Raw genomic sequence first — 25,598 nt, 5'->3', positions numbered from 1 at the left:
ATTCGTCGACGCACCGGACACCGCGGCATCGTCGGCCCGACGCACCGGGTCAGCGCGGCCTCGCCGGCACGGCGCACCGGGTCAGGACGGCATCGTCGGCCCGGCGCACCGGCTCAGCGCGGCGGCAGCGTGACGGTCACCGCCACCGGCAGGTGGTCGCTGGCCTCGCCACGCGGCGCGACCGGGTCCGCCGCCGTCAAACCGGGTGAGACGAAGACATGGTCGATCTGCTGCCGGGGGTCGTCGGCGGGGCTGGTCGCCAGCGGCCGGGCGGCCGCCAACGCGTCCACCAGACCCGCCCCCGTGAACTGGCCGAACGCCTCGTCACCCGGCTCGGTGTTCAGGTCGCCGGCCACGACGAGCGGGCGGCCCGCCGCGTACCGGATGGCGAAGTCGGCGACCGCACGGGCCTGGACCACCGGTCCCCGGCCGGGCGGCGGCTGGAGGTGGGTGCTCACCACGGCGGTACGCACCTCGTCGCCGAGGTCGAGGGTCACGGCGAGCGCCTGCGCGCCGGTCGGCGCCCCGACGGCCGACAACGGCAGGGACTCCGGCGCGGTGACCGGCCAGCGGCTGAGCACCGCGTCACCCCACACCGGGTCGGCGGCCGGCCCGAAGACGTACGGCATGCCGAGCCGATCGGACAGCAGGTCCAGCGTGTCGTGGCCGCCGTTGAGCAGCCAGCCCCGGTCCACCTCGCTGAGCAGCACGACGTCCGGTCGCTGCCGGTTGATCGCGGTGGCCAGTCCGGCCAGGTCGAACCGGCCGTCCAGGCCGAAGCCCATCCGGATGTTGTACGCCACCACCCGCAACCGCTCCGGCGGGCCCTCCCGGTTGCTGGCAACCGGAAGCTCCTCGTTGACCAGCGGCGCGAGCAGGGCCAGCACGGTCACCACGGCCGTGGTCGGCAGGGGCGACAACGGTCCGGGGAGCCGGCGGCGGAGGGGACGGGCCGTCACCGCCACCACGGCGACCACCGCGGCCACCACCACCGGCACGGCGGCGTTGGGGTAGCCGAGGTCGTAGGCGGAGTAGTAGCCGATCGAACCGACCACGAAGACGAGCATGCCGGCGGCCAGCGCGTACCCCCGGCGGGCCGCCGCCCGCGGTCCATCGCCCGCCTCGTCCGCCCGTACCCGGTCGGGGCCGGCGTTGTCGGCCCGGCCCGCGCTGTCGGCCCGGCCCGCGTTGTCGTTCCGGCCCGCGCTGTCGGTCCGGCCCGCGCTGTCGATCCGGCCCGCGCTGTCGATCCGGCCCGCGCTGTCGATCCGGCCCGCGCTGTCGGTGAGGGCCAGGCAGGCGCCGAGGCCGACGGCGCTGAGCAGCATGGCCGCGACCAGCAGATCGCCACGGTCGAGAGCGAACAGCACCGCGCCCGCCAGCAGGGCCACCGGACCCAGCGGGCGGGTCCACGGCCGGGTCGAGCCGGCCAGCGCGGCCAGCAGGAAACCGGCGACCGCGACCGGCACCGGCGCCAGGCCGAACAGCGGCGAACGGGCGACGGCCCCATCCGCTTGCAGGTACGACATCCCGGCCTGTGCCAGGGCCGGCGCGAGGGCCACCATGCCGGACAGCAGCAGCGTCGGCCCGAACAGCAGCCACGCTCGGGCCCCGCCGGGGCCGGGCGGCGCGGCGGGCAGGGCGGCGTCGAGCAGGAACAGCGCCACCGCGACGACGCTGAGCAGCCAGGCCGCCCAGCCGCCGCGCCAGACGAGGTCGTAGGTGTCCAGCAGCGCGTGACCAACGGCGTTGACCGCCAGCCCGAGCGCCAGCCCCGGCACCGGGCGGTCGGTGCCGGCGGCGACGCCGACCAGCCACACCAGCCCGGCCATCAGGCCCACGGTGGCCAACCAGAGCTGCGGGCGGCCACCAGGGGTCGCGGTGAGCGCGAGCCGGGCCACGGCCAGCACGACGGCCGCGGCGACGGTCACCGGGCGGGTACCGAGCCGACGGACCAGTGCCGGCGCGGCCAACGCCAGGACGAACCAGCCGAGCGCGAACGCGCCCATCAGCTCGGCCGGAGTGGAAGCGGCCTGCCCGAAGATGGTGATGATGCCGGGTAACCAGACGCGCAGCACGTCGATGAGCAGGATGACGCCCAGCGCGAGCGATGAGGTGGTGAGCTGGCGGTAGCGCACCGGCGCCCCACTTCCCGTCGACGGACCGGCTCGAAAGGGGGGAGCCGGCACGGCGATTCTGCGCGTACCGCCGGGTCGGGTCAACGGTTCCGACACGCACGAGGGGCGTCCACCACGCGGTGGACGCCCCTCGCAGCTCGGTCGGTCAGCGCTTGCTGGCCGCCTTCTTGGCCGGAGCCTTCTTGGCCGGAGCCTTCTTGGCCGCCGTGCTCTTGCTCGCCGCCGCAGTGGTCTTCTTCGCCGTGGCGGACTTGGTCGCCGCGGCGCTCTTCTTCGCCGGGGCGGTCTTCTTGCTGGCGACCGTCTTGGTCGCGGTGGTCTTGCTCGCCTTGGCCGGGGCGGTCTTCTTGCTGGCCGCCTTCGTGGCCGTGGTGGTCTTGCTCGCCTTGGCCGGGGCCGTCTTCTTGCTGGCGGCCTTCGTGGCGGTGGCCTTCGTGGCGGTGGCCTTGGTGGCGGTGGCCTTGGTGCCCGTCGCCTTGGCGCCGGCCGCCTTCGCCGTGGTGGTCGCCGTCTTCTTCGCCGCCACCGTGGCCTTCGGCACCTTGCCGCTGGCCACCATCTCCTTGAACCCGGCGCCGGGACGGAAGGTCGGGACGGACGTCTTCTTGACCTTCACCGCCTCGCCGGTACGCGGGTTGCGCGCTGTTCGTGCGCCACGGACACGCTTTTCGAATGCTCCGAATCCGGTGATCGCCACCTTCTCGCCCTTGGTGACCGCCGCCTGGACCTCAGTGAGGACCGCGTCGAGCGCGGCCGTCGCCGTTTTCCGGTCCCCCAGGCGAACGGCGAGCGCCTCGATGAGCTCGGCCTTGTTCACGACTTCCTCCCGATTGTGCAACTGACTCGACGCGAGCCATTCTGCGCGCACCGTATGCCCTGTAGTGCCTGGACACAAACATTCGGCGGAAAAAAGCCCTTGTGTCGTAACGGATTCGCCCCCACCGGTTGGACCGGTGAGGGCGAAATCCGATGTGGGGTGCGCCTACGGCTATGCCACGGAGGGCAGGAACGGCGGTCGGCCGGCCTCGTAGGAGTCGATGTCGGCGGCGTGTCGGAGGGTGAGTCCAATGTCGTCCAGGCCCTCGATCAGCCGCCAGCGGCTGAAGTCGTCCAGCGGGAACGACCAGGTCGCGTCCCCGGCCCGGAGCTGTCGGGCGGTCAGGTCGACGGTCACCGGCGTGGTCGGATCGGCCTCGACGAGATCCCACAACTCCTCGACGGCTTTCAATTCCAACTCGACCGGCAGCAAGCCCTCCTTGAGTGCGTTGCCGCGGAAGATGTCACCGAAGCGCGGCGACACGACCGCCCGGAAGCCCCAGTCCCGCAGCGCCCAGACCGCGTGCTCACGCGAGGATCCGGTGCCGAACTCCGGTCCGGCGACGAGGATCGACGCCCCAGAATAGGTTTCATCGTTGAGCACGAATGCCGGGTCTTCCCGCCAGGCGTTGAACAGCCCGTCGGCGAAGCCGGTACGGGTCACCCTCTTGAGGTACACGGCCGGGATGATCTGATCCGTGTCCACGTTGGACCGCCGCAGTGGCACGGCCGTACCGGTGTGGGTGGTGAACTTGTCCATCTCGTCGGTCCCTTCTACAGGTCGGCGGGGGCGGCCAGCCGGCCGACCACGGCGGTGGCGGCGGCGACCGGCGGGGACACCAGATGGGTACGTCCGCCCCGGCCCTGCCGGCCCTCGAAGTTGCGGTTGGAGGTGGAGGCGGAGCGCTCGCCCGGCTTGAGCGTGTCCGGGTTCATGCCCAGGCACATGGAACAGCCGGCGAACCGCCATTCGGCGCCCGCGTCGGCGAAGACCTTGTCCAGCCCCTCGGCCTCGGCAGCCTCGCGTACGGAGGCGGAGCCGGGCACCACGAGCATCCGTACCCCGTCGGCGACCCGGTGCCCGCGCAGCACGTCGGCGGCGGCCCGCAGGTCCTCCAGGCGGCCGTTGGTGCAGGAGCCCACGAAGACCACGTCGATGGGCAGTTCCCGCAGCGGGGTGCCGGGGCGCAGATCCATGTACTCCAGGGCCCGGCGTGCGGCGGCGCGCTCCGCGTCGGTGGTGAACTCCTCCGGGTCGGGCACCGGCGCGCTCAACGGTGCGCCCTGGCCGGGGTTGGTGCCCCAGGTGACGAACGGCGTGATCCGGCTGGCGTCCAGCGTCACCTCGGCGTCGAAGCGCGCGCCCTCGTCGGTGGGCAGCGTCCGCCACCAGGCGAGCGCCGCGTCCCAGTCGGCGCCCTGGGGCGCGTTCGGCCGACCCTTGAGGTACGCGAAGGTCGTCTCGTCCGGCGCGATCATGCCGGCCTTGGCGCCCCACTCGATGGACATGTTGGCGATGGTCATCCGCCCCTCCATGGAGAGGTTGCGGATCGCCTCGCCGCGGTACTCCACGATGTGCCCACGGCCACCGCCGGTGCCGACCTGGGTGATCAGCGCGAGCACCAGGTCCTTGGCGGTGACGCCCGGCGCGAGCTGGCCGGTGACGTTCACGGCCATCGTCTTCGGCCGGCTCTGCGGCAGCGTCTGGGTGGCCAGCACGTGCTCCACCTCGCTGGTGCCGATGCCGAAGGCGAGCGCCCCGAACGCGCCGTGGGTGGCGGTGTGCGAGTCGCCGCAGACGATCGTCAGACCCGGCTGGGTGAGCCCGAGCTGCGGGCCGATGACGTGCACGATGCCCTGGTTGTCGTCGCCGAGCGGGTGCAGGCGCACCCCGAACTCGGCGCAGTTGCGGCGCAGCGTCTCGATCTGCGTACGCGACGTCGGGTCCGCGATGGTGAGCAGGTCACCACGGCGGAGGCGGAACGCCGGATCGGCGTACCCGGTCGGGGTGTTGTGGTCCTCGGTCGCGAGGGTCAGGTCGGTACGACGCACCCGACGCCCGGCGAGCCGGAGCCCGTCGAACGCCTGCGGGCTGGTCACCTCGTGCAGCAGGTGCAGGTCGATGAAGAGCAGGTCCGGCTCACCAGCGGCGGACCGTACGACGTGCGCGTCCCAGACCTTCTCGGCCAGGGTCCTCGGCTCAGGAGTGACTCCCACCATCTGGACATCCTAAATTCTGGGAGGTAAGTTTCGGCTTGTGGGACACAGTATGAGCGGTGTCGGCGTTCTCGACAAGGCGGTGGTCATCCTGGCCGCCTGTGTCGACGGCGCCAGCCTTGCCGAACTCGTTGAACGCACCAAGCTGCCCCGAGCCACCGCACACCGGCTGGCGCAGGCCCTGGAGATCCACCGGATGCTGGTCCGGGACACCCAGGGCCGTTGGCGCCCCGGGCCTCGGCTCGGCGAGCTGGCCAACGCCGCACCGGACGTCCTGCTGACCGCCGCCGAGCCCCTGCTCGCCGCGCTGCGCGACGCCACCGGTGAGAGCGCCCAGCTCTACCTGCGCCGCGCCGATGAGCGCATCTGCGTGGCCGCCGCGGAGCGCGCCAGCGGCCTGCGGGACACCGTCCCGGTGGGCTCGGTGCTGCCCATGACGGCCGGTTCGGCGGCGCAGATCCTGCTCGCCTGGGAGCCGCCGGAGGCGGTGATGCCGCTGCTGCCACGCAGCAAGTTCACCGGCCGCACCCTGGCCGAGGTACGCCGCCGCGGCTGGGCACAGAGCGTCGCCGAGCGGGAGGCCGGTGTGGCGAGCGTCTCCGCACCGATCCGCGACCGCACCGGCCGCGTGATCGCCTCGATCAGCATCTCCGGCCCGATCGAACGCCTCGGCCGCCGCCCCGGCGAACGCCACGCCATGGCCGTGGTGCGAGCCGGCCAACGCCTCTCCGGCCTCTAACCCAACCCCCGCACCCGCGCCCGCGCCCGCGCCCCCGTCGCCCGTCGCCCGTCGCCCGTCGCCCGTCGCCCGTTCATCATGAAGTTGTTGTCCCGACACGCCGCCGCGCGTGGCAATAACTTCATGATCAACGGGCCGGGCCGGGCCGGGCCGGGCCGGGCCGGAGCCGGGACGGGACGGGACGGAGCCGGGACGGGACGGGACGGAGCCGGGCCGGAGCGCAGCCGGGGGCGGGTGTGAGACCCCCAGACCGAGTCCAGCCAACCCCGCCCGCCGACCCGCCCGCCCACTCCCGGGTGATCAAGAGGTTTGCGTCACGACACGCCGATCCCGATGACGCAAACCTCTTGATCAACGGGACGGACCGGGTGGGCCGGGTGGGGTGGGTGGGGTGGATGCGGGTGGGGCGGGGGGACATGGAGAAGGCTCACCTCGCGGAGCGAGATGAGCCTTTGGTTGTAGCCCCGACCGGATTCGAACCGGCGCTACCGCCTTGAGAGGGCGGCGTCCTGGGCCGCTAGACGACGGGGCCAGAACTTTCCTGTTCACCGCCCTCGCGGGCGGTACGGCTTGTAGTCTAGCGGCACCGCCCTCGAGGACGAGAACCGGGTACGGGCAACGGCCGCACGTCCGGCGGCCCAGATCGACTCGGGTTTCGTGAAGTCGGGCTGTCAGCCGGCTCAGGACACCACGATTTCATGCAAGCCGAGTCGATCAAGCCAGGCCACGACCCGCAGGCCACGACCCGCAGGCCACGACCCGCAGGCCGCGACCCGCAGGCCGCGACCGGCAGGCCGCGACCGGCAGGCCGCGACCGGCAGGCCGCGACCGGCGGGCAGGCGGCGGACACGAAACAGCCCGCCTCACCGCAGTGAGACGGGCTGTGCACGATGTAGCCCCGACCGGATTCGAACCGGCGCTACCGCCTTGAGAGGGCGGCGTCCTGGGCCGCTAGACGACGGGGCCAGAACAACTTTCGCTCCCCCACCCTCGTCGGGCGGAGGAGCTGCACTCCACCGGAGACCACTCTCCGCCCCCGTAGGGACGGAGTCGATCTCCGTCAGAATCCAGCGTCCGGGATTCTCGCGAATCCCAGCTGCGCTGGGGTACCAGGACTCGAACCTAGACTAACTGAACCAGAATCAGTCGGGCTGCCAATTACCCCATACCCCATCGGCCCCTTGCGGCGCCGGGAGTGAACATTACCCTCCCGGTGCCGGCAGGCCAAATCCGATCCCCCCGAAACACCCTTGAGCTGCGGAAACAGGGGCATCAGACCGATCAGGCGACGGGGACCACCGGGTTGCTGAGCTCGCCGATGCCCTCGATCCGCACGGAGACCGTATCCCCCTCGACGAGCGGACTAACCCCCGCCGGGGTGCCGGTGAGCACCACGTCGCCGGGCAGCAGCGTCATCACGTGCGAGATGTACGACACCAGGCCGGGCACGTCGAAGACCATGTCCTTCGTCCGGCCGAGCTGGCGTACCTCCATCTCGTCGGGGTTGCGACCGACCTCACACCGGATCTCCAGGTCGGAGACGTCCAGCCCGGTGGTGATCCACGGCCCGATCGGGCAGAACGAGTCGAAGCCCTTGGCCCGGGTCCACTGCCCGTCGGAGCGCTGAAGGTCCCGGGCGGTCACGTCGTTGGCGCAGGTGTAGCCGAAGATGGCGCGTTCGGCGGCAGCACGGTCGGCCCGGCGGGCTCCCGGAGCGCCGATCACGACGGCCAACTCCGCCTCGTGCTCGACCTGCTTGGAGAAGATCGGCAGCCGGATCGCGTCGCGCGGCCCGATCACCGAGGTGGACGGCTTGAGGAAGAGCAACGGTTCCTTGGGCACGTCGTTGCCGAGTTCGGCGGCGTGGTCGGCGTAGTTGCGGCCCACGCAGACCACCTTGCTGGGCAGGATCGGCGAGAGCAGCCGGACGTCGGAGAGGGCCCAGCGGGCCCCACTGAAGGAGAGTTGGCCGAACGGGTGACCCTCGATCTCGGCGATGGTCAGGCCCTGCGGCCCGGCCTCCGGCTCGCCCTCGACGGCTCCGAACGACATTCCCTTGGCATGAGCGAAACGAGCGATACGCACCCGGCCAATCTAGCCCCGCCGACGCGTCCACCGGCCACAACGCCCGGCGGGTGTGCGCAACCCGTCAGTGGCGCGGCACTTTAGCGCAGGTCGGGACGGCCGAGGCGGGATTCCGCACTTCGTACCCGCACGGAGGCCGGGCGGCCCTAGCGTCGGCTCCGGAGGTTCGTTCGTATGCCTGCATCGACACGACACCACAGAGCCCTCGCGGTGTTCGTACACTGCCTCGGCATCCTCGCCGCCGTGCCGGCCCTGCCCGCGGCGGCCCCGGAGGCGGCGGCCGCGCCACGACCGGCGGCCGTCACGCCACCGCCAGCCCTGCCACGACCGGCGGCCGGCACACCACAACCGGCCGCGCCACGACCGGCGGCCGGCACACCACAACCGGCCGCGCCACGACCGGCGGCAGGCACGCCACGACCGGCCGCGCCGACGCCCACGACCGGTCCGACGGCGATCGGGCCGCCGGTGCCGGTGGCCGCGCGGGCGACCAGCGCGGAGCCCACGCCGCCCTCGGCGCCACCGGCGGTGGCGACGCCCACGCGGGCCGTCGTGCCGGCGCCCCCGCCTCCGGTCACGGTGGCGGTAGCGCCCGAGAGCAGTCCGGCGCCGCGTTACCGGATCCACGTCCGCAACGTGGGCAACTCGCCGGTCGACACCACGGTGCGTCAGGAGCTGCCGTCCGGGTCGTCGGCGACCGCGATCAGCGCGGGCGGCCGGTCCAGCCGTTCCGGCGGGTCGACGGCCGAGGTGACGTGGCGGTTGCGGTTGCCGGCCCACAGCAGCACGACGCTGGGCACGGCCCTGACCGCGACCGCGCCGGGTCAGCCGCTGACCGCGCCGGCCTGCGCGTTCACCAGTGACGGCAGCCGGCCGTACGACTGCGCCACCGCCACCTGGCAGGCGGCCGCCGCAGCCCCGGCGGCGGAGGCCACCGAGGCGCCGCCGTGGCGGCGGTACCCGGTGCTGCTGGCCGGGTTGGGGATCCTGCTGCTGATCAGCGCCGCCGTGGCGTGGGTGTGGCGTCGACGGCGGGGCCGCCGCGGACGACGGATAACCGCGGCCGCCCTGGCGGACGGTGGACGTGGAACGATCTACCCCCGCCCGGCGACGCCCAGCCCGAGCCGACGCCGGCGTACGCCGCCGGTCTGGCTGCTGGTCGGCGCCGCGGCGGTGGTCCTGGCCGGGGTGATCGGCACGGCCGGTTGGACGGCGACCCGGCAGGTCTCGTCGATCGACACCCAGAAGCAGCCGACCAGTGGCGCGTGGCGGGGTAGCGGGGTCTCCGGCCCGATGGGCGTGCCGCTGCGGGAGTCCGCGTTCGAGTTCACCGTCTACCGGATGACATGCGGCGCGGCGGGTAGCGCGGCCACCGCCCCGGGGGCCAGCGCGCCACCGCCGGGCGCGCGGAGCTGTCAGGCCACCGTGGGTGTGCGCAACCTCACCGGGTCCCAGCAGCCCTGGCACGGCCAGTTGCAACGCGCCTACCTGCCCGGCAACCGCTGGGTGAGCACGGACGAGTCGGCCACCCGGGCGGCCAACCTGGGGCGGGACGTCTTCGCCAACCCGGTGGCCGCCGGCAGTCGGGTGGTGCTTCCGCTGGTCTTCACCGTCGACGGGCGGGACCCGCCCCGGCAGCTGGAGCTGCGCAGCGGGGTGTTCTCGGCGGGCGTCCGGGTGCAGATGCCCTGACCGGCGCGCGGGCGGCGGTCGTACCCTGGGTTCCGTGACCGCCGCCCTCGCCCCCGCCGTGCTCGACGTGGCGACCTGGCAGGCCCGTCGCCGGGCCCACGAGGAGCGGGCGGACGCCTGGCTGACGCCGCACCTGGCGCGGCGTCATCGTGGCGAGCGGCATCCGGTGGAGGACTTCCTCTTCACCTACTACTCGCACCGGCCGGCCCAGCTCCGCCGCTGGCATCCCGGCGCGGGCGTCGAGCTACGCGACGCCGACCCGGCCGAGTTCGGCCGGGACTACCGTGCCACGTCCGCCGGGGTCACCCTCGACACCGAGGGGGTACGCCTCAGACGCGGCGATTCGATCGCGTGGATCCGTTCGCTGCTGGCCGCCACGGCGGGCCGGACGCCGCACTTCGGCTGCTTCGGGATGCACGAGTGGGCGATGGTGTACCGACAGACCCGCGAGGAGCTGCGTCACAACGCCTGGCCGCTGCGGCTGGCCCCGGAGCGGACCGCCGAGGTCGTCGAGGAGCGCGGCGTGCGGTGCAGCCACTTCGACGCGTACCGGTTCTTCACCCCGCCCGCCCGGCCGTTGAACCTGCTCAACCCGACGCGCGAGACGCAGCACGCGAACGAGCAGCCGGGCTGCCTGCACGCCAACATGGACCTCTACAAGTGGGCGTACAAGCTGTCGCCGCTCGTCCCGTCCGAGCTGGTGGCGGACTGTTTCGAGTTGGCCCGCGAGATCCGCACGCTGGATATGCGGGCCAGCCCGTACGACCTGGCGGCGCTCGGTCATCCGCCGGTGCGGGTGGAGACGCCGGAAGGTCGGGCCGAGTACGCGACGGCGCAGCGCGGGTTCGCCGACCGCGCGGCGGTGCTCCGCGACCGGCTGCTCGCGGCGGTCCCCTAGCCGCCTTGTCAGCGCGGGCGGGCCCGCAGTCCGTTGAGGAGCAGCGCGACCACCGCGTTCAGGTCGTCGTCGAGGCCCGGCTCGTCCCACTCCGTCCGGTGCGACGGGTGGTGGAAGCGTGCGGTGGCCTGGAGCAGCGCACGGCCGGCGACCGCCGCGTCGGGCACGGTGAACTCGCCGGCAGCCACCCCGTCGGCGACGATCAGACTGAGCTGACCGGCGAGGACCTCCAGGTGATTGGCGACCGCTCCCTCGGAGAGCGTGGCGAGCTGGTGGAAGTTGTCGAACAGCTCCGGGTCCTCGCGGGCCATCCGCCGCTTGGTGCCGCTCAGTTCGGCCAGCCACCGGCGCAGCCGTTCAGAGGCCGGATCGGTTGCGCTGGCGACGTCGATCAGGGGGGTCGACACCCGGGCCAGCCAGCGTTCGGCGACCGCCTCGCGCAGCGCGGCCTTGCTGGCGAAGTGCCGGTAGACGCTGCCGTGGCTGACGCCCAGCGCGCGGGCCACGTCGAGCACGGTGGCCTTCGCCGGGCCGTACCGGCGCAGCACCTCCTCGGCGGTGTCGAGGATGCGGTCGGCCGTCAGGGCGGTGGCGTCGCTCATCGTCCCAGCCTCCCTGACGACGTCGCCGGTCGTGGCGCGACCCCCGGCCCGGCTGTCGCGCCACGACGGAGCGGTCATGCCCGCTCGCTGTCCAGCATCGCCATCTGCGCGTCGCCGTAACGGCTGCCGGCCACCGCGTCGGAGGGCACGGCGGCCTCGATCGCGGCCAGGTCCATCTCGGTCAGGGTGACCGTGGCCGCGCCGAGCGCCTCGGTCAGCCGCTCCCGGCGACGCGCGCCGATCAGGGGCACGATGGTCTCGCCCCGGGACAGCACCCAGGCGATGGCGATCTGCGCCACGGTGACGCCCCGCGCCTCGGCGACGGCACGCAGGGCGTCCACCAGGGCGAGGTTGCGGTCCAGGTTCGCGCCGGTGAACCGGGGCAGGTCGGTGCGGAAGTCGCGGGCGGTCGTCTGGCGCTGCGGCGTCCAGTGACCGCTGATCAGGCCCCGGGACAACACCCCGTACGCGGTGATGCCGATGCCCAGCTCGCGGGCCGTGGGCAGGATCGCGGCCTCGGGGTCACGGGAGATCAACGAATATTCGATCTGAAGGTCGGCGACGGGGTGCACGGCGTGTGCCCGTCGCAGCGTTTCGGCGCTCACCTCGGACAGGCCGATGTGCCGGATGTGGCCGGCCGTAACAGGTCGGCCAGGGTGCCCATCACGTCCTCGACCGGCACGTCCGACGGGAGCCGCGCCGGACGGTAGATGTCGACGTGGTCGGTGCCGAGTCGGCGCAGCGTGTACGCCAGGAAGTTCTTGATCGCGACGGGTCGGAGGTCGTGGCCGATCCAGTTGCCGTCGACGTCGCGCAGGGCGCCGAACTTGACGCTGATCACGGCGTTGTCGCGGTTGCGGCCGCGCAGGGCGTCGCGCAGCAGCATCTCGTTGTGGCCCATGCCGTAGAAGTCGCCGGTGTCGAGCAGGGTGACGCCGGCGTCCAGGGCGGCGTGGATGGTGGCGATGCTCTCCGCCTCGTCGGCGGGGCCGTAGAGGTCGGACATGCCCATCAGGCCGAGCCCGAGGGCGGAGACGGTGGGGCCGTTGCTGCCGAGGGTGCGGGTGTCCATCGGTCTTCCTCTCACGTGGGGTACCCAAATGACAGTACACCGATCGACTGACAGATTCCAGATTCTGTCACCCAGGGCGGCACGAGGCCCATCGAGATGACGTCGGGATCCGCTACTCGCCGTCCACGCGGCGGTCGCGCTTGCGCTGCGACTGGCGCTTCTTCTCGGCCAACCGGCGCTCCTTCGCGCCCCGCGACGGCCTGGTCGCCCGGCGCGGCGGCGGGGGCGGGGCGGCCGCCTCGCGCAGCAGCGCGGCCATTCGCTCGCGGGCCGCCTCCCGGTTGGCGAGCTGCGCCCGGTGCTCGCTGGCCGCGATCGTCAGCACGCCGTCGACGAGGCGGTTGGCGAGGCGCGCCAACGCCCGCGCCCGCAGCGACTCGGGCACGGCCGGCGAGTTCGCCAGGTCGTAGCTCAGCTCGACCCGGGAATCGGCGGTGTTCACGCCCTGCCCACCGGGGCCCGACGAACGGGAGAAGCGCTCCCGCAGCTCCCCGGCGGGGACGACCCACCGGTCGGTCACCCGCAGTCCGTCGTCCACGCCCCGAGGCTAACCCGCCGGGAGTCGCACCGGGTCACCGGTGTGCAGGCTCACCCTGCGTCGTGGACGAGGTGGGCGCCGGGCCGGCGGTCTCGTCGTCCGAACCGACCGCGGCGTACGCCACCGCGCCGAACAGCAGCAACCCCACGACCGCGGCCTTCACGGCGATCCCGCGGACCAGCGACCACGCGCCACGGCGAGCGCCGGGCACCGCTTTCTTCGCGGCCTGGTAGTCGGTCCACCCGCGCCGTGCTCGGGCGTACGCCGACCCCACCGCCCATCCGATGACCAGGCCCACCAGCAGGAGGACCGTAAGAAGAGGACGCTCCACCTGAGCCAGTATCCAGACCGAGCGTCATATTTCCATCCTCCGATGGCCTCGGGCCGGATATCCGACACTGGAGGCGGCCGGCAGGGCCGTTCGGGCAGGTCAGCCACCCTTGCCGATGATCGTGTCGGCGGTCTGCTGGACCTGCTCGATGGGGATGGCGAAGCCGATTCCGATCGAGCCGTTGCCGTCGATGGTGGCGATGGCGGTGTTCACTCCGACCACCTCGCCCCGGGCGTTGACCAGCGGCCCGCCGGAGTTGCCCGGGTTGATGGACGCGTCGGTCTGCACCGCGCGGTGCCGGTTGTTGCCCAACCGCACCTGACGGTCCAGCGCGCTGACGATGCCGGCGGTGACCGTCCCGGACAGGCCCAGCGGTGAGCCCACCGCCAGCACCGGCTCACCGACCCGGGTCGCGCCCGGCTTCGCCAGCGGCAGCGGGGCGAGTCCGGCCGACGGTGGCACCTTCAGCACCGCCAGGTCGCTGCCGGCCTCCCGGCCGACCACCTCGGCTTCGTACCGGCGGCCGTCGGGCAGCTCCACCGTCACCGGTCCGCCGCCGCCCTTGGCCAGGATGTGGTCGTTGGTGACCAGGTGCTGCTGGTCGTCGATGGCGAATCCCGAGCCCGTCGCGGACGCGCCGTTCGCGCCGCCGGCGAGCACCGACACCACACCGGGCACCGTCCGCTCGGCGGCGGTGACCAGCTCCGCCGGCACCGGCGCGGCGGACGCGGCGGCCGGCCCGCCGGCACCGTCCCGGCTGGCCACCACGCCCCCGGCGAGCGCGCCCGACACGGCCGAGACCGCCACGATCGCCAGCGCGGCGAGCAACCGACCGGATCGCCGCCCCCCGGGGTCACGGCCCGAGCCGGGAGCGTCCCACCACCCTCGCCCGTCCGGGTCGAGGTCCGGCGAGATGAACCAGGGACCGCGCGGTTCGCCCAGTCCGGTCTGCACTGCCATGCGTACTCCTCACGGTCGACGTCGGCGCTACGGGTCAGGGCAGTCGGGAGAACCAGCGCATCGATCCGGCGGCGGCCCCCATCGCGAACACCAGTCCGAGGCCGATGAACCGCGCCGAGACGTCCTGGCGTTCGCTGCGGTAGCCGACCGAGCTGCCGATGTCGTCGTAGACGGCGCGCAGTTCGTCGACGGTGCTGGCCTCGTGGAACATCCCGCCGGTCTCGTCGGCGACGGCCCTGAGCGTCTGCCCGTCGACCGGCACCTGGATCGGCCGTCCGCCCCGGTCCACGAACCCCGACGGGGTGCCGAAGGAGATCGCGTGCACCGGCACCTTCGCCGCGACGGCCTCCGCCGCCGCCTCCATCGGGTCCATTCCCGAGGTGTTGGCCCCGTCGGACAGCAGGATGATCCGGGCCGGCGGTGGTTCCTTCGCGGCCTCGCTGTCCAGGCTCTTGACCGCTCCGAGCGAGGTGTTGATGGCCTCGCCGATCGCGGTGCCCTGGACCCCGGTCACCCCCTCGGCCAGCCGGCCGATGCCCTCGTCGAGGGCGTCCCGGTCGGTGCCCGGTGGTACCAGGACGGCGGCGCTGCCGGCGAACGCGACGAGCCCCACGTTGAACTCGTCGGGTAGGCCCTCGACGAACCGTCGGGCCGCCTGCTTGGCCGCCGCCAGCCGGTCCGGCTCGACGTCGGTGGCGAGCATCGAGGTGGACACGTCGACGGCCACCATCACGGTGGCCCGCTCGCGGGGTACCCGGACCTCGGCGGTGGGCCGGGCGAAGCCGACCACCAGCAACGCCAGCATGGCCAGGAACAGCCCGGCGGGTACGTGCCGACGCCAGGCCGGCCGTTCGGGCGCCACCCGGTCCAGCAGCCGCAGGTTGGTGAAGCGGACGGCGTAGCGGGCGCGTCCGCGCTGCACCACCAGGTACGCGACGACAAGCGCGAGCACGCCCACCAGCAGCCAGAGCCGCAGCGGGGACTCCCAGCTCACGCGGCACCTCCCCGGGCGGCCCCGGCCGGCGCGGCGGCCATCCGTCGCTGGGCGTGCACGTGGCGGACGATGTCCGCGCTGACGTCGCGGTCGGTACGCAGCCCCAGGTGTGTCGCACCACTGCGGCGCAACGCCGCTCGGACCTGATCCCGCTGGGCGGCGGCTGCCGCGGCGTAGCGCTCCCGCAGGCGACGGTCCGATGTGCACACTTCGCGGCGACGGCCGGTCTCCGGGTCGACGAGCGTGATCAGGCCGACGTCGGGCAGTTCCAGCTCACGGGGGTCGGTCACCTCGATCGCCAGCACCTGGTGGCGCGCGGACAGCCGGCGCAGGGTCCGCTCCCAGGGCGGCGGGTCGGCGGGGTCGTCCGGAAGGCCGTCGAGGAAGTCGGAGACCACCACCACGAGTCCACGCTGGTTGGCCACCCGTTGCAACGCGTCGAGCCCGTCGGCCAGCTCCGGAGCCGGCGCGGTCGACCGTTGCCCCGGCCCATGGGTGGGCGCGCTGGCACGCGGGGCCGCGAGCAACGCCCGCAGCAGACCGAGCAGATGGGTACGCCCGCAGCGGGCCGGGAAGCGTCGCATCCCGTCGGCGCTCAACACCTGGGCGCCCAACCGGTTGCCGACGCCTGCGGTCAGGAAGCCGACAGCCGCCACCGCGGTCACCGCCAGCTCCCGTTTGTCCAGCTCGGCGGTGCCGAACTCCATGCTGGCGCTGGAGTCGACGAGCAGCCAGGTGGTCAGTTCCCGGTCGGCGTCGACCTGGCGGACGTGCGGCACCGCGGTCCTGGCCGTCACCGCCCAGTCCATCCGGCGGACCTCGTCCTCCCCCGGCCGGTACTCCCTGCTGCCGGCGGGTTCGCTACCCGGCCCGGGCAGCAGGCCACGGTACTGACCGTGCAGCAGACCGTCGAGTCGCCGGGTGACGGTCAGTTCGAGTCGGCGCAGACGCTGGTCGGGGGTCAGCTCGGCCAGGCCGGGATCGGGTGCCGTGCGCACCGACTCACGGGCGGCGCGTCTCATGCCGCCGCCAGGTCGGGCGTCTGCTGGGGGTGCCCGGTGGCGACCCGGGGCGGGGGCACCGCCTCCACGAGTCGCCGGACGATACTCTCCGCCGAGACCCCGTCGGCCACGGCGTCGAAGGAGAGCACCAGTCGGTGGGACAGGACGTCCACCGCCAACTCCCGGACGTCCTCGGGCAACACGTACTCCCGCCCGCGCAGCAGCGCCTGCGCTCGGGCGGCGGCGACCAGGCCCAGCGTGGCTCGGGGGCTGGCGCCGTACGCGAGCAGCGGCGCGATCTCCGCCAGGCCGAACCGGCCCGGGTCTCGGGTGGCGAGGATCAGCCGGACCACGTACTCGGCCAGGGCGTGGTGGACGAAGATCCGCTCGGCGAGCCCCTGGAGGTGTCGCAGCCGTTGCGGGTCGAGCACCTGGCGCGCGGTGGGCCGGTCGCTGCTCATCCGGTAGAGGATCGCCAGTTCGTCGGCGTCGCCGGGGTAGTCGACGACCACCTTCATGAGGAACCGGTCGCGCTGCGCCTCGGGGAGCTGGTAGACCCCCTCGGACTCGATCGGGTTCTGGGTGGCCAGCACCAGGAACGGCACCGGTACGGGCCAACTGCGCCCGCCGATGGAGACCTGCCGTTCGGCCATCGCCTCCAGCAACGCCGACTGGACCTTGGCGGGCGCCCGGTTGATCTCGTCGGCCAGCACCAGGTTGGCCATGATCGGACCCAGCTCGATGTCGAAGGTCTCCTTCGAGGCCCGGTAGATCCGCGTGCCGACGATGTCGGAGGGGACCAGGTCCGGGGTGAACTGGATGCGGGAGAAGGTGCCGCCGACCACGGTGGCGAGGGTCTGCGCGGCGAGGGTCTTGGCGACGCCGGGCACGCCCTCCAGGAGGCAGTGCCCGTTGGCGAGCAGTGCGGTGAGCAGACGCTCGACGAGCCGATCCTGCCCGACGATCACGCGTTTGACCTCGAAGAGGGTCTGTTCCAGGTCGGCGCCGGTCGGCTCGGGATCGACCGAGGTGGGCATGCTGGCCAGGGTGTCCGAGATGTCCGTCACGGTGCTTGCTTCCCGGCCGGGACCCCCGGCAAACGTGGGATTGTGCGGGCCGGACCGGCCGGGAGCACCCGCAACGGGCACGGGCCGCGCGAAAGAGTGACGAGCCACGCGAGCCGGCCGCGCGGGGTCGAATCACCCACGGGGGGGCGACCAGGAGGGCACGCCGGCCGAGGGCCCGACACGCGATCCGGCCCCCGCGCGGGTGCGCGGGGGCCGGGCCGTGTCACCTCGCTCAGAAGGTGTGCGTGAGCAGCGTGAAGCCCAGGTCGGCCGGCACGCCGGACGAGTTGTACGTCTGGACGAAGACCGCGTTCGGGGTGCTCAGGCGCGGGGCGACCGAGACCTCGCCGGCGGGTGGGACGCAGCAGGAGTTGGCGCTCGAGATGGTCGCCAGGTAGGCACCGGTCGAGACGTTCACGCCGAACTGCACCTCATACTGGCCTGGGCCGTACTTGATGAGGGTGCCGGTGCCGCGGACCTTGGTGCCGTTGGCGTTGACGACGGTGTAGTAGGTGGCCGTGGCCAGGGTGCTGGCGCCGTTGGCCTTCAGCGCGGTCTTGGCCGACCGTGCCGACTCGGCCGTGACCGGCGGCTGGTCGCCTATCCGCTTCGCCGCCGGCTGGACGGCCGCCTGCGGCGCCTTCGCCGACGGCTGGGCGACGGCGATGCCCCCACCCGCCAGGGTGAGTGCCGCGACCGCGAACCCGATCGCTGCCGCCTTACGTCGGAAGGATGTACTCATGACAGGTCCCCCTTGTGTGACCGTGCGAATTCGGCCGACCCGCGGGGCGGGACGGATGACTGCCAACAATGAATTGGACGGTTGATTACTCGGTGAGATTCACCCGCCCTGAGCTGGGATTACTACTCAGAGTTGCGTCGTTTCAACCAGATGGAACGTAGCACCGCCAAAAGCCGCAGGTCAATAGTTGATCTCGCATTATCGACCTGTCATCCAGCCGTCAGATAATTGTGAAAGGTGAACGGAGAACCATTCACGAAATTGCTCGGCCGCGACCCCGGTTAGGCTGAGCGCCATGATCGTCACCGACGACCCGCCCGCGCCGACCCGCCGCCGAAATCTGATCCGCACCGCCCTCTGCTGGGTGGTCGTCGGGCCTACGGCCACCTGGGCCGCCGTACGTCTGGCCGGGCTGGACCGGGGACCGCTGGTGCAGGCGCTCGCCTTCACCCCGTACGTCGCCGGAGTGAGCGTTCTGGCGCTCGGGCTCAGCGTCGCCCTGCGGCGCTGGTGGCCGGCGGCGGTCGCGGCCCTGGCCGCCGTGGCGCTACTCGGCGTGGTCGCGCCCCGGGCCCTGGCCGCGCCGCAGCCGACGGCTACCGGCCCGACGATCCGGCTGCTCACCGCGAACCTGCTCGCCGGGGCCGCCGACGCGTCGGCGCTCGTGGAGCTGGTCCGGCGGCACCGGGTCGACGTGCTCACCGTGCAGGAGTTCACACCCGACGCGCAGGCCGCGCTGGACCGGCTCGGGCTCGACCGACTGCTCCCCCACCGGCAGCTCAACGCGCACGTCGGGACGCCCGGCTCGGGGCTCTACTCGCGCTGGCCGATCAGCGACGTCGGCATCCGTAACAACCGGGGCCAGGGCGGCTGGGGGTTCACCCAGGCGTACGGCACCGTGGCCGTCCCCGGGGCGCCACCGGTCCGCGTCGAGTCGGCCCACCCGTCGGCGCCGTCCGCGCTGGACCAGGTCGACGCGTGGCGTACCGACCTGACCGCCCAACCACCCGCCACGCCCGACGGTGAGCTGCGGATCCTCGCCGGGGACTTCAACTCCACCCTGGACCACGGGCCGCTGCGAGCGCTGCTGCGCACCGGTTACGTCGACGCCGCCGACGCGACCGGCAAGGGGCTGACCGGCACGTGGGGCCCGTACGACGGCGACCTCATCCCCCCGGTCACCATCGACCACGTGCTGGTCGACCGCCGGATAGCCGTCGACACAGTGAAGGTCCTGGCCCTGCCAGGCAGCGACCACCGCCCCGTCCTGGCCACCGTCACCCTCCCAACCCGGTAACCCACCGGTGCGGGGGCACGCACCCCGGTGCGGGTGATGCCGGTGAGTCATCTAGATGACTCACCGGCATCACCCTCAACCGACTCCCCGCTTCCCGTCCGGCGAGGTACGGCACCGCCGACGCGCCGGACCGACGGCGATGTGCGCCGCGGTGGTCTGCGGTCAGACCGGGGCGGGAGCCAGGCCGTAGGTGAGGGCGTCTACCAGGGCGTGCCAGCTCGCCTCGACGACGTTGGGGTGTACGCCCACCGTCGTCCAGTCCCGGCCGGTGCCGTTGGCGGTCTCCAGCAACACCCGCGTCACCGCGCCCGTGCCGTGGCTGCCCTCCAGGATGCGCACCTTGTAGTCGGCCAGCTCGAAGTCACGCAACTGCGGGTAGTGCCGCGCCAGCCCGACCCGCAGCGCCTCGTCCAGCGCGTTGACCGGGCCGTTGCCCTCCGCCGTGGCGATGACCCGCTCGCCGCGTACCCGGATCTTCACGGTCGCCTCGGAGACGACCGCGCCGTCCTCGCGGTGCTCGACCAGCACCCGGTACGACTCCAGGGTGAACGGCCGCGCCGGGCCGCCCTCGGGCAGTTCGGAGCGGACGAGCAGCTCGAACGAGGCGTCGGCGGCCTCGAAGGACCACCCGCCCGCCTCCAACTCCTTGACCCGCTTGGTGACCCGGGTCAGCGCCTCCGGACGGCCGGCCAGGTCCAGGCCGAGTTCGCGGCTCTTGAGCTCGACACTGGCCCGGCCGGCCATCTCGGTTATCAGGATCCGCATGTCGTTGCCCACCACCGACGGGTCCACGTGGTTGTAGAGCAACGGGTCGACCTTGATCGCGCTCGCGTGCAGCCCCGCCTTGTGGGCGAAGGCGGCGGCCCCGGCGTACGCCTGGTGGGTGTCGGGGGCGATGTTGGCGATCTCGGCGATGGCGTGCGAGACCCGCACCATCTGGGCCAGGCATCCCTCCGGTAGGACGGGCATACCCAGCTTGAGCTGGAGATTGGCGACGACGGCGAAGATGTCGGCGTTGCCGGGGCGTTCGCCGTACCCGTTGGCGGTGCCCTGCACGTGCCGGACCCCCGCCTCGACGGCGGCGATCGTGTTGGCGACCGCGCAGGCCGTGTCGTTCTGGGCGTGCATGCCGAACAGCGCGGCGTCGACCCCGAGCCGGCCGGTCAGGTCGTGGATCGCGGCGGTCACCTGGGACGGCAGCATCCCGCCGTTGGTGTCGCAGAGGACCATCCGCTCGGCGCCCGCGGCGAGCGCGGTCTGCGCCACGGCGGCGCCGTACGCGGGGTCGTGGCGGTAGCCGTCGAAGAAGTGCTCGCCGTCGACGAAGACCCGGCGTCCCTCGGCGACCAGGTGGGTGACGGTGTCGTGGATCATCGCCAGGTTCTCCGCGCCGGTGGTGCGCAACGCGCGCTCGACATGGCGGATGTCGGCCTTGGCGACCAGGGCGACCGCCGGGGTCTGCGCGTCCAGCAGGCCGCGCACCTGAGGGTCGTCGGCGACCGCGACACCGACCTTGCGGGTGGCGCCGAACGCCACCAGCACGGCGTGACGCAGGGTCAGCTCGGTGCGGGCGCGGCGGAAGAACTCGGTGTCCTTGGGCACCGCGCCCGGCCAACCGCCCTCGATGAACCCGACGCCGAACTCGTCGAGCAGCCGGGCCACCGCCAGCTTGTCGACCACCGAGTAGGTGAGCCCCTCGCGCTGGGCGCCGTCTCGCAACGTCGTGTCGAAGACCTGGAACGTCATCAGGATCCTTTCTCGGAGCAACAAAAAGACCCCCCGCGGGATGCGGGAGGTCTGCGCGCTCGGCGGAGGGGAGAGCCGGCGCGCTAGGTCGCAATAATCAGGGCGGTGCAGGTCACGATCGCCACTCTGCCACCCGCTCCCGCTTTTGGGAGAGACAATCCATATGGTGGGACATCCCGCCCACAAGGAGGCCCCGTGCGCACCGTGTCGCTCGACACCGACACCCCACCCGCCGAGGACTGACCCGTGGGACTGGACACGATCCGGGCGGCCCTGCCCGCGTACGCCACGGACATCGCCCACAACCTCGACTCGACGATCGGCGCGGCGACGCTGACCCCGGCGCGGACGTGGGGCACGGCGCTGGCCTGCGCGGTGGCCGCGCGCAACCCGCTGGTACTGCGCGAGATCGCCGCCGAGGCGCTCGACCACCTCGGGCCGGACGGCGTCGAGGCGGCCAAGGGCGCGGCGGCCGTCATGGCGATGACCAACATCTACTACCGCGCCACGCATCTCATCGGCGACGAGGAGTACGCCTCGATGCCGGCCCGCCTCCGCATGCAGCTCGTCGCCCGACCCGGCGTGGACAAGAGCGACTTCAAGCTGTGGTGCCTCGGCGTCTCCGCGATCATCGGCTGCGAGATCTGCCTCCAGACGCAGGAGAAGGCGCTGCGCCGTCGTGGCGTCCCCCGGGAGCAGGTGCACGAGGCGTTGCGGATCTCCGCCGTCGTCCACGCGGCGGCGGTCACGCTGGACGCCGAGGCCGCCCTGGCCTGAGGCCCCTCGTGCGGCCCGGACCGGCCGGCGCTCCGGTCCGGTCGCCGTTTCCGGGCCCCCGCAGCCGGGTAGCTCCTCAGGGGCGGGCACGACAGCCCGGGACGTCGGCGACAGTCAGGAGCGAACGGCATGGACAGGATCGACCCACACGCCGCCCACGCCGGGCCGGACCCGCTGCGCGGCGGCGACCAGGGCGCCGTGGCCGGCGGGGCGCCGGCCGGCACGTTCGACCCGTGGCGCTACCGCGACACCGCCGGCGTGGCCGACGCCGACCTGGTCGGCTACAAGGTCGAGGCCAGCGACGGCGGTGTCGGCAAGATCGACAGCGCCAGCCACGAGGTCGGCGGCAGCTACCTGGTCGTGGACACCGGGCCGTGGGTCTTCGGCAAGAAGGTGATGCTGCCCGCCGGCACGGTCAACCTGGTCGACCACGACCAGCGCACCGTCTCCGTCGACCGCACCCGCGACCAGATCAAGGCCGCCCCCGAGTACGACGAGGCCAGCCACAGCGACCCGGCGTACCGGGATCAGCTCGGCGGTTACTACGACGAGACGTACGGCGCGCTTCCCCCGGGCACCGCGCGCTGACCGATCCGACCCGACGGCCGGTGGGACATGAGCCCGCCGGCCGTTACCGTGTGCACGTGGACGCCATCGACGACGAACGTCACATCACGCTGCCCGCGACCTTCAACTTCCGCGACGTCGGCGGCTACCTCGGCCACGACGGCCGTACCGTGCGCCGTGGTCGCCTCTACCGCTCCGACTCCCTGCACCGGCTCCACGAGCAGGACCGCGACGCGTTCGCCGCCATCGGCATCCGCACCGTCGTCGACCTGCGCCGCCCCACCGAGGTGGAGCGCGACGGTCGGGTGCCGGCCTACCAGGGGCTGACGTACCGGCACATCCACCCGGAGCACGAGGACTGGGCGCTGACGCCGCACGAGAAGGGCACCGACCTGGCGCGCTACCTCGCCGACCGCTACGCCGACCTGGCCCAGACCGGCACCGCGGGCCTGGGCGAGGCGATCGGGCTGATCGCCGACTCGGCGAACGCCCCGGTCGTCGTGCACTGTGTGGCCGGCAAGGACCGCACCGGCATCGTGTGCGCCCTGACCCTCGCCGTGCTGGGCGTCGACGACGCGGACATCACCGCCGACTACGCGCTGAGCACCGAGGCGTCGGCCCGGTTCAGCGCCTGGCTGGCCGCCACCATGCCGGACGCCGCGGAGGTGCCGGCGCCGTTCCTGGCGTCGCCCGCCGAGGCCATGCAGATGTTCCTTGACGAGCTGCGTGAGGGGCACGGCTCGATCGAGGCGTACCTGCGGCATGCCGGGGTGACCGACAAGCAGCTCGCCGCCCTACGCGACCACCTGCTCGACGAGGGTTAGGGCGCGTGTCCCAGCGCCGCGGCCGACCGGCCCGTTCGACGGGTCGGTCGGCCGACGGACGTCAGAAGACCTGGTGCACCCAACCGTGCGGGTCGGCGGCCTTGCCGCGCTGGATGTCGACCAACTGCTGACGCAGCGACATGGTGACCCGGCCGGGCTCGCCGCCACCGATCAGGAACTCGCCGTCGGGGAAGCGCACCCCGCCGATCGGGGTGATCACCGCGGCGGTGCCGCAGGCGAAGACCTCGCGCAGCCGGCCGCTGGCCGCGTCGGCCTGCCAGTCGGCGAACGAGACCGGCCGCTCCTGCACCTGGTGCCCCGCCTTGCCGGCCAGCGTGATGATCGCGTCGCGGGTGATGCCCGGCAGGATCGTGCCGGTCAGCGGCGGGGTGACCACCGTGTCGTCGTCGTAGACGAAGAAGACGTTCATGCCGCCCAACTCGTCGACGAAGCGGCGCTCCACGGCGTCGAGGAAGACCACCTGGTCGCAGCCGGCCTCGATGGCCTCCGCCTGGGCCGCCAGCGACGTGGCGTAGTTGCCGCCACACTTGGCCGCGCCGGTGCCGCCGGGCGCCGCCCGGGTGTAATCCGGGGAGACCCAGATCGTGACCGGCTTGACGCCACCGGTGAAGTACGCGCCGGCCGGCGAGGCGATCACCATGTACAGGTATTCGTTGGCCGGACGGACGCCGAGGAAGACCTCGCTGGCGAACATGAACGGCCGCAGGTAGAGACTGCCGTCCTCGCCGGTCGGGATCCACTCCCGGTCGATCTCGATGAGCTTGTGCAGTGAGTCGACGAACACCTCGGGCGGCAACGCCGGCATCGCCATCCGCTTGGCCGAGTCGACGAAGCGGGCGGCGTTGGCGTCCGGCCGGAACATCGTCACGCCACCGTCGGCCGTCCGGTAGGCCTTCAGCCCTTCGAAGATCTCCTGCGCGTAGTGCAGCACCGCGCTGGCCGGGTCCATCGGGATCGGCGCCCGCGCCTCCACCCGGGCGTCGTACCAGCCCTTGCCCTCCGCGTAGCGGATCGTGATCATGTGGTCGGTGAAGACGCGGCCGAATCCGGGGTTGGCCAGCAGGGCAGCCCGGTCGGCGGCGGATACCGGCGTGGGATTCGGACGGATCTCGAAGTCGAGCTTGTCACCACCGCTCATCGCGCTGACCTCCCTGCGGGACAACGGCATGCGGGATCGCACACCGACATGGCTGTGCCAGAAACTTACCCCGAACGACCGTTCAGAAGGTAGCGCCGCTCGGGACCGGGTGGACTGCCCGGACAGGCGAAGACCGCCCCGGCCGCGATGCGGCCCGGGGCGGTCAGGCTACGGCGTGGGCGGCGAGCCGGTCGCCGACCTCGGCGGTGCGCAGCGTCGCGCCCGGGGTACGGCCGGCCAACTCGGCGGCGACCGCCGCGTCGACCCGGGCCGCCGCCTCGGTGTGCCCGAGCTGCTCCAGCAGCAGCGCCACGGAGAGCACCGCGGCCACCGGGTCCGCGACGCCCTGCCCGGCGATGTCCGGCGCCGAGCCGTGCACCGGCTCGAACATCGAGGGGTACGCGCCCTCAGGGTTGATGCAGCCACTGGCGGCCAGCCCGATTCCGCCGGTGACGGCGGCGGCGATGTCGGTGAGGATGTCGCCGAAGAGGTTGTCGGTGACCACCACGTCGTAGCGCTGCGGCTGGGTCACCAGGAACATCGCGGCCGCGTCGACGTGCTGGTACTCCGTCGCCACGTCCGGGTGTTCGGCCGCGACCGCCGCGAAGGCGCGCGACCACAGCGACCCGGCGTGGGTCAGTACGTTGGTCTTGTGCACCAGCGTGACCTTGCGCCGCTCCCGACGACCGGCCCGCGCGAACGCGTCACGGATCACCCGCTCCACGCCGTGCCGGGTGTTGAGGCTCTCCTCCGTGGCGACCTCGGCGGGCGTGTCGCGGTGCAACGTCCCGCCCGCGCCGGCGTACAGCCCCTCGGTGCCCTCGCGGACCACCACCAGGTCGACCTCGCCCGGCTTCACGTTGCCCAGCGGCCCGGCGACCCCGGGCCAGAGCCGCGAGGGGCGCAGGTTGACGTACTGGTCGAAGGCGAACCGGAGCTTGAGCAGCAGGCCGCGCTCCAGGACACCCGGCGGCACCGTGGGGTCACCCACCGCGCCGAGCAGGATCGCGTCGTGCCCGGCCAGCTCGGTCAGCACCGAGTCGGGCAGGACCTCTCCGGTACGGTGCCAGCGGGCGGCGCCGAGGTCGTACTCGGTGGCCTGCACACCGGGAAGCACCGCGTCGAGGACCTTGCGGGCCTGCGCGACCACCTCGGGCCCGATGCCGTCCCCGGCCACCACCGCGATCCGCGTCACGCCCGCTCTCCCCACGCTCGACTGCCCTGTCCGGCAACGGTACGTCGCCGTCCCGACTCCCGGTACGAAGCTTCCAGCATCTGAGACAGGAGGATGCACAGCACCCTCTCAGCTGGGATTCATGTAGCGATCATCTGCGCT

25 protein-coding genes and 3 tRNA genes are annotated in these 25,598 nt (G+C 72.7%); 7 read left to right on the top strand and 21 right to left on the bottom strand.

Annotation, left to right across the window (positions count from 1 at the left end):
• Positions 1-113: 113 nt before the first annotated feature.
• The 4 genes from AB0B55_RS21515 to leuC all read right to left on the bottom strand — a co-directional run bounded on the left by AB0B55_RS21515 (position 114) and on the right by leuC (position 5,174).
• Positions 114-2,138: an endonuclease/exonuclease/phosphatase family protein gene (locus tag AB0B55_RS21515; RefSeq protein ID WP_357173245.1), complete on the bottom strand. Its 2,025-nt coding sequence runs from the start codon at positions 2,136-2,138 to the stop codon at positions 114-116.
• A 145-nt stretch (positions 2,139-2,283) separates the two neighbouring features.
• Complete coding sequence (locus AB0B55_RS21510) at positions 2,284-2,955, bottom strand: HU family DNA-binding protein (RefSeq protein ID WP_357131190.1); 672 nt, start codon at positions 2,953-2,955, stop codon at positions 2,284-2,286.
• A gap of 171 nt (positions 2,956-3,126) precedes the next feature.
• Positions 3,127-3,714 (bottom strand): 3-isopropylmalate dehydratase small subunit, encoded by a 588-nt coding sequence (gene leuD / locus AB0B55_RS21505; RefSeq protein ID WP_357131193.1) that lies wholly within the window; start codon positions 3,712-3,714, stop codon positions 3,127-3,129.
• Positions 3,715-3,728: 14 nt separating this feature from the next.
• Positions 3,729-5,174: a 3-isopropylmalate dehydratase large subunit gene (leuC, locus tag AB0B55_RS21500; RefSeq protein ID WP_357131196.1), complete on the bottom strand. Its 1,446-nt coding sequence runs from the start codon at positions 5,172-5,174 to the stop codon at positions 3,729-3,731.
• Between the two features lie 49 nt (positions 5,175-5,223).
• Between leuC and AB0B55_RS21495 the strand changes: the two genes are divergently transcribed.
• Positions 5,224-5,910 (top strand): IclR family transcriptional regulator, encoded by a 687-nt coding sequence (locus tag AB0B55_RS21495; RefSeq protein ID WP_091671614.1) that lies wholly within the window; start codon positions 5,224-5,226, stop codon positions 5,908-5,910.
• Positions 5,911-6,369: 459 nt separating this feature from the next.
• Here the strand turns inward: AB0B55_RS21495 and AB0B55_RS21490 are convergent.
• From AB0B55_RS21490 to AB0B55_RS21475, 4 genes are all read right to left on the bottom strand, one after another.
• Positions 6,370-6,442, bottom strand: a tRNA-Glu gene (locus AB0B55_RS21490).
• Positions 6,443-6,803: 361 nt separating this feature from the next.
• A tRNA-Glu gene (locus tag AB0B55_RS21485) sits at positions 6,804-6,876 on the bottom strand.
• A gap of 135 nt (positions 6,877-7,011) precedes the next feature.
• A tRNA-Gln gene (locus tag AB0B55_RS21480) sits at positions 7,012-7,083 on the bottom strand.
• A 108-nt stretch (positions 7,084-7,191) separates the two neighbouring features.
• Positions 7,192-7,995, bottom strand: coding sequence for a fumarylacetoacetate hydrolase family protein (locus tag AB0B55_RS21475; RefSeq protein ID WP_357131201.1), 804 nt, complete (start codon positions 7,993-7,995; stop codon positions 7,192-7,194).
• Positions 7,996-8,205: 210 nt separating this feature from the next.
• On the opposite strand from AB0B55_RS21475, the gene AB0B55_RS21470 reads away from it, so the two are divergent.
• Positions 8,206-9,687 (top strand): hypothetical protein, encoded by a 1,482-nt coding sequence (locus AB0B55_RS21470; protein ID WP_357173242.1) that lies wholly within the window; start codon positions 8,206-8,208, stop codon positions 9,685-9,687.
• A gap of 34 nt (positions 9,688-9,721) precedes the next feature.
• The gene (locus AB0B55_RS21465) at positions 9,722-10,585 is read left to right on the top strand and encodes a 3-methyladenine DNA glycosylase (protein ID WP_357173239.1); all 864 of its coding nucleotides are present in this window, start codon (positions 9,722-9,724) and stop codon (positions 10,583-10,585) included.
• Between the two features lie 8 nt (positions 10,586-10,593).
• Here the strand turns inward: AB0B55_RS21465 and AB0B55_RS21460 are convergent, their stop codons facing one another.
• The 10 genes from AB0B55_RS21460 to AB0B55_RS21415 form a co-directional block, all read right to left on the bottom strand.
• Positions 10,594-11,187 carry a TetR family transcriptional regulator gene (locus AB0B55_RS21460; protein WP_357131207.1) on the bottom strand — a complete coding sequence of 198 codons (594 nt, stop codon included), beginning with the start codon at positions 11,185-11,187 and terminating at the stop codon, positions 10,594-10,596.
• Between the two features lie 74 nt (positions 11,188-11,261).
• The gene (locus AB0B55_RS21455; RefSeq protein ID WP_357173237.1) at positions 11,262-11,792 is read right to left on the bottom strand and encodes an aldo/keto reductase; all 531 of its coding nucleotides are present in this window, start codon (positions 11,790-11,792) and stop codon (positions 11,262-11,264) included.
• Complete coding sequence (locus AB0B55_RS21450) at positions 11,789-12,259, bottom strand: aldo/keto reductase (RefSeq protein ID WP_357173234.1); 471 nt, start codon at positions 12,257-12,259, stop codon at positions 11,789-11,791. The genes AB0B55_RS21455 and AB0B55_RS21450 overlap by 4 nt, the downstream gene beginning before the upstream one ends.
• A gap of 112 nt (positions 12,260-12,371) precedes the next feature.
• Positions 12,372-12,797: an alternative ribosome rescue aminoacyl-tRNA hydrolase ArfB gene (arfB, locus tag AB0B55_RS21445; RefSeq protein ID WP_357131213.1), complete on the bottom strand. Its 426-nt coding sequence runs from the start codon at positions 12,795-12,797 to the stop codon at positions 12,372-12,374.
• Positions 12,798-12,831: 34 nt separating this feature from the next.
• Complete coding sequence (locus tag AB0B55_RS21440) at positions 12,832-13,128, bottom strand: hypothetical protein (RefSeq protein ID WP_357131218.1); 297 nt, start codon at positions 13,126-13,128, stop codon at positions 12,832-12,834.
• Between the two features lie 99 nt (positions 13,129-13,227).
• On the bottom strand, positions 13,228-14,088 hold the full coding sequence (locus AB0B55_RS21435; RefSeq protein WP_357131220.1) for a trypsin-like peptidase domain-containing protein: 861 nt from the start codon (positions 14,086-14,088) through the stop codon (positions 13,228-13,230).
• A 34-nt stretch (positions 14,089-14,122) separates the two neighbouring features.
• A complete protein-coding gene (locus tag AB0B55_RS21430) occupies positions 14,123-15,082 on the bottom strand; it encodes a VWA domain-containing protein (protein ID WP_357173231.1) in 960 nt (319 codons plus the stop codon).
• Entirely contained in the window at positions 15,079-16,104 is a 1,026-nt protein-coding gene (locus AB0B55_RS21425; RefSeq protein WP_357131226.1) for a DUF58 domain-containing protein, read from the bottom strand. The genes AB0B55_RS21430 and AB0B55_RS21425 overlap by 4 nt, the downstream gene beginning before the upstream one ends.
• Positions 16,101-17,150 carry a MoxR family ATPase gene (locus tag AB0B55_RS21420; protein WP_357131229.1) on the bottom strand — a complete coding sequence of 350 codons (1,050 nt, stop codon included), beginning with the start codon at positions 17,148-17,150 and terminating at the stop codon, positions 16,101-16,103. Before AB0B55_RS21420 ends, AB0B55_RS21425 begins: the two co-directional genes overlap by 4 nt.
• A 232-nt stretch (positions 17,151-17,382) precedes the next feature.
• Entirely contained in the window at positions 17,383-17,892 is a 510-nt protein-coding gene (locus AB0B55_RS21415; protein WP_357173228.1) for a hypothetical protein, read from the bottom strand.
• Positions 17,893-18,187: 295 nt separating this feature from the next.
• Here AB0B55_RS21415 and AB0B55_RS21410 point away from each other — a divergent pair, with 295 nt between their 5' ends.
• Positions 18,188-19,189 carry an endonuclease/exonuclease/phosphatase family protein gene (locus AB0B55_RS21410; RefSeq protein ID WP_357131235.1) on the top strand — a complete coding sequence of 334 codons (1,002 nt, stop codon included), beginning with the start codon at positions 18,188-18,190 and terminating at the stop codon, positions 19,187-19,189.
• Between the two features lie 162 nt (positions 19,190-19,351).
• Here the strand turns inward: AB0B55_RS21410 and cimA are convergent, their stop codons facing one another.
• A complete protein-coding gene (gene cimA / locus AB0B55_RS21405; protein WP_357131238.1) occupies positions 19,352-20,935 on the bottom strand; it encodes a citramalate synthase in 1,584 nt (527 codons plus the stop codon).
• A 246-nt stretch (positions 20,936-21,181) separates the two neighbouring features.
• Between cimA and AB0B55_RS21400 the strand changes: the two genes are divergently transcribed.
• The 3 genes from AB0B55_RS21400 to AB0B55_RS21390 all read left to right on the top strand — a co-directional run bounded on the left by AB0B55_RS21400 (position 21,182) and on the right by AB0B55_RS21390 (position 23,103).
• Positions 21,182-21,712 (top strand): carboxymuconolactone decarboxylase family protein, encoded by a 531-nt coding sequence (locus AB0B55_RS21400; protein ID WP_357131240.1) that lies wholly within the window; start codon positions 21,182-21,184, stop codon positions 21,710-21,712.
• Between the two features lie 129 nt (positions 21,713-21,841).
• On the top strand, positions 21,842-22,300 hold the full coding sequence (locus tag AB0B55_RS21395) for a PRC-barrel domain containing protein (RefSeq protein ID WP_357131243.1): 459 nt from the start codon (positions 21,842-21,844) through the stop codon (positions 22,298-22,300).
• Between the two features lie 56 nt (positions 22,301-22,356).
• Positions 22,357-23,103: a tyrosine-protein phosphatase gene (locus tag AB0B55_RS21390; RefSeq protein WP_357131246.1), complete on the top strand. Its 747-nt coding sequence runs from the start codon at positions 22,357-22,359 to the stop codon at positions 23,101-23,103.
• Between the two features lie 61 nt (positions 23,104-23,164).
• On the opposite strand, the gene AB0B55_RS21385 is transcribed toward AB0B55_RS21390, so the two are convergent.
• Positions 23,165-24,262: a branched-chain amino acid aminotransferase gene (locus tag AB0B55_RS21385; RefSeq protein WP_357131249.1), complete on the bottom strand. Its 1,098-nt coding sequence runs from the start codon at positions 24,260-24,262 to the stop codon at positions 23,165-23,167.
• A 163-nt stretch (positions 24,263-24,425) separates the two neighbouring features.
• Positions 24,426-25,457, bottom strand: a complete 1,032-nt coding sequence (locus AB0B55_RS21380) for a 3-isopropylmalate dehydrogenase (protein WP_357131252.1) — start codon at positions 25,455-25,457, stop codon at positions 24,426-24,428.
• Positions 25,458-25,598 lie beyond the last annotated feature (141 nt).

This window comes from Micromonospora sp. NPDC049107, from assembly GCF_040648595.1.
Classification (GTDB): Bacteria; Actinomycetota; Actinomycetes; order Mycobacteriales; family Micromonosporaceae; genus Micromonospora.
The sequence above is the reverse complement of the archived record's forward strand: the minus strand, read 5'-3'. Positions and strand labels throughout refer to the sequence as shown.

What these genes read in the sequence shown, in the direction of transcription:
- AB0B55_RS21425 (WP_357131226.1), bottom strand. Translation starts at nt 16,104, where the DNA reads ATGAGACGCGCCGCCCGTGAGTCGGTGCGCACGGCACCCGATCCCGGC.
- leuD (WP_357131193.1), bottom strand. Translation starts at nt 3,714, where the DNA reads ATGGACAAGTTCACCACCCACACCGGTACGGCCGTGCCACTGCGGCGG.
- AB0B55_RS21410 (WP_357131235.1), top strand. Translation starts at nt 18,188, where the DNA reads ATGATCGTCACCGACGACCCGCCCGCGCCGACCCGCCGCCGAAATCTG.
- AB0B55_RS21385 (WP_357131249.1), bottom strand. Translation starts at nt 24,262, where the DNA reads ATGAGCGGTGGTGACAAGCTCGACTTCGAGATCCGTCCGAATCCCACG.
- AB0B55_RS21415 (WP_357173228.1), bottom strand. Translation starts at nt 17,892, where the DNA reads ATGAGTACATCCTTCCGACGTAAGGCGGCAGCGATCGGGTTCGCGGTC.
- leuC (WP_357131196.1), bottom strand. Translation starts at nt 5,174, where the DNA reads ATGGTGGGAGTCACTCCTGAGCCGAGGACCCTGGCCGAGAAGGTCTGG.
- AB0B55_RS21460 (WP_357131207.1), bottom strand. Translation starts at nt 11,187, where the DNA reads ATGAGCGACGCCACCGCCCTGACGGCCGACCGCATCCTCGACACCGCC.
- AB0B55_RS21495 (WP_091671614.1), top strand. Translation starts at nt 5,224, where the DNA reads ATGAGCGGTGTCGGCGTTCTCGACAAGGCGGTGGTCATCCTGGCCGCC.
- AB0B55_RS21450 (WP_357173234.1), bottom strand. Translation starts at nt 12,259, where the DNA reads ATGGACACCCGCACCCTCGGCAGCAACGGCCCCACCGTCTCCGCCCTC.
- cimA (WP_357131238.1), bottom strand. Translation starts at nt 20,935, where the DNA reads ATGACGTTCCAGGTCTTCGACACGACGTTGCGAGACGGCGCCCAGCGC.
- AB0B55_RS21435 (WP_357131220.1), bottom strand. Translation starts at nt 14,088, where the DNA reads ATGGCAGTGCAGACCGGACTGGGCGAACCGCGCGGTCCCTGGTTCATC.
- AB0B55_RS21395 (WP_357131243.1), top strand. Translation starts at nt 21,842, where the DNA reads ATGGACAGGATCGACCCACACGCCGCCCACGCCGGGCCGGACCCGCTG.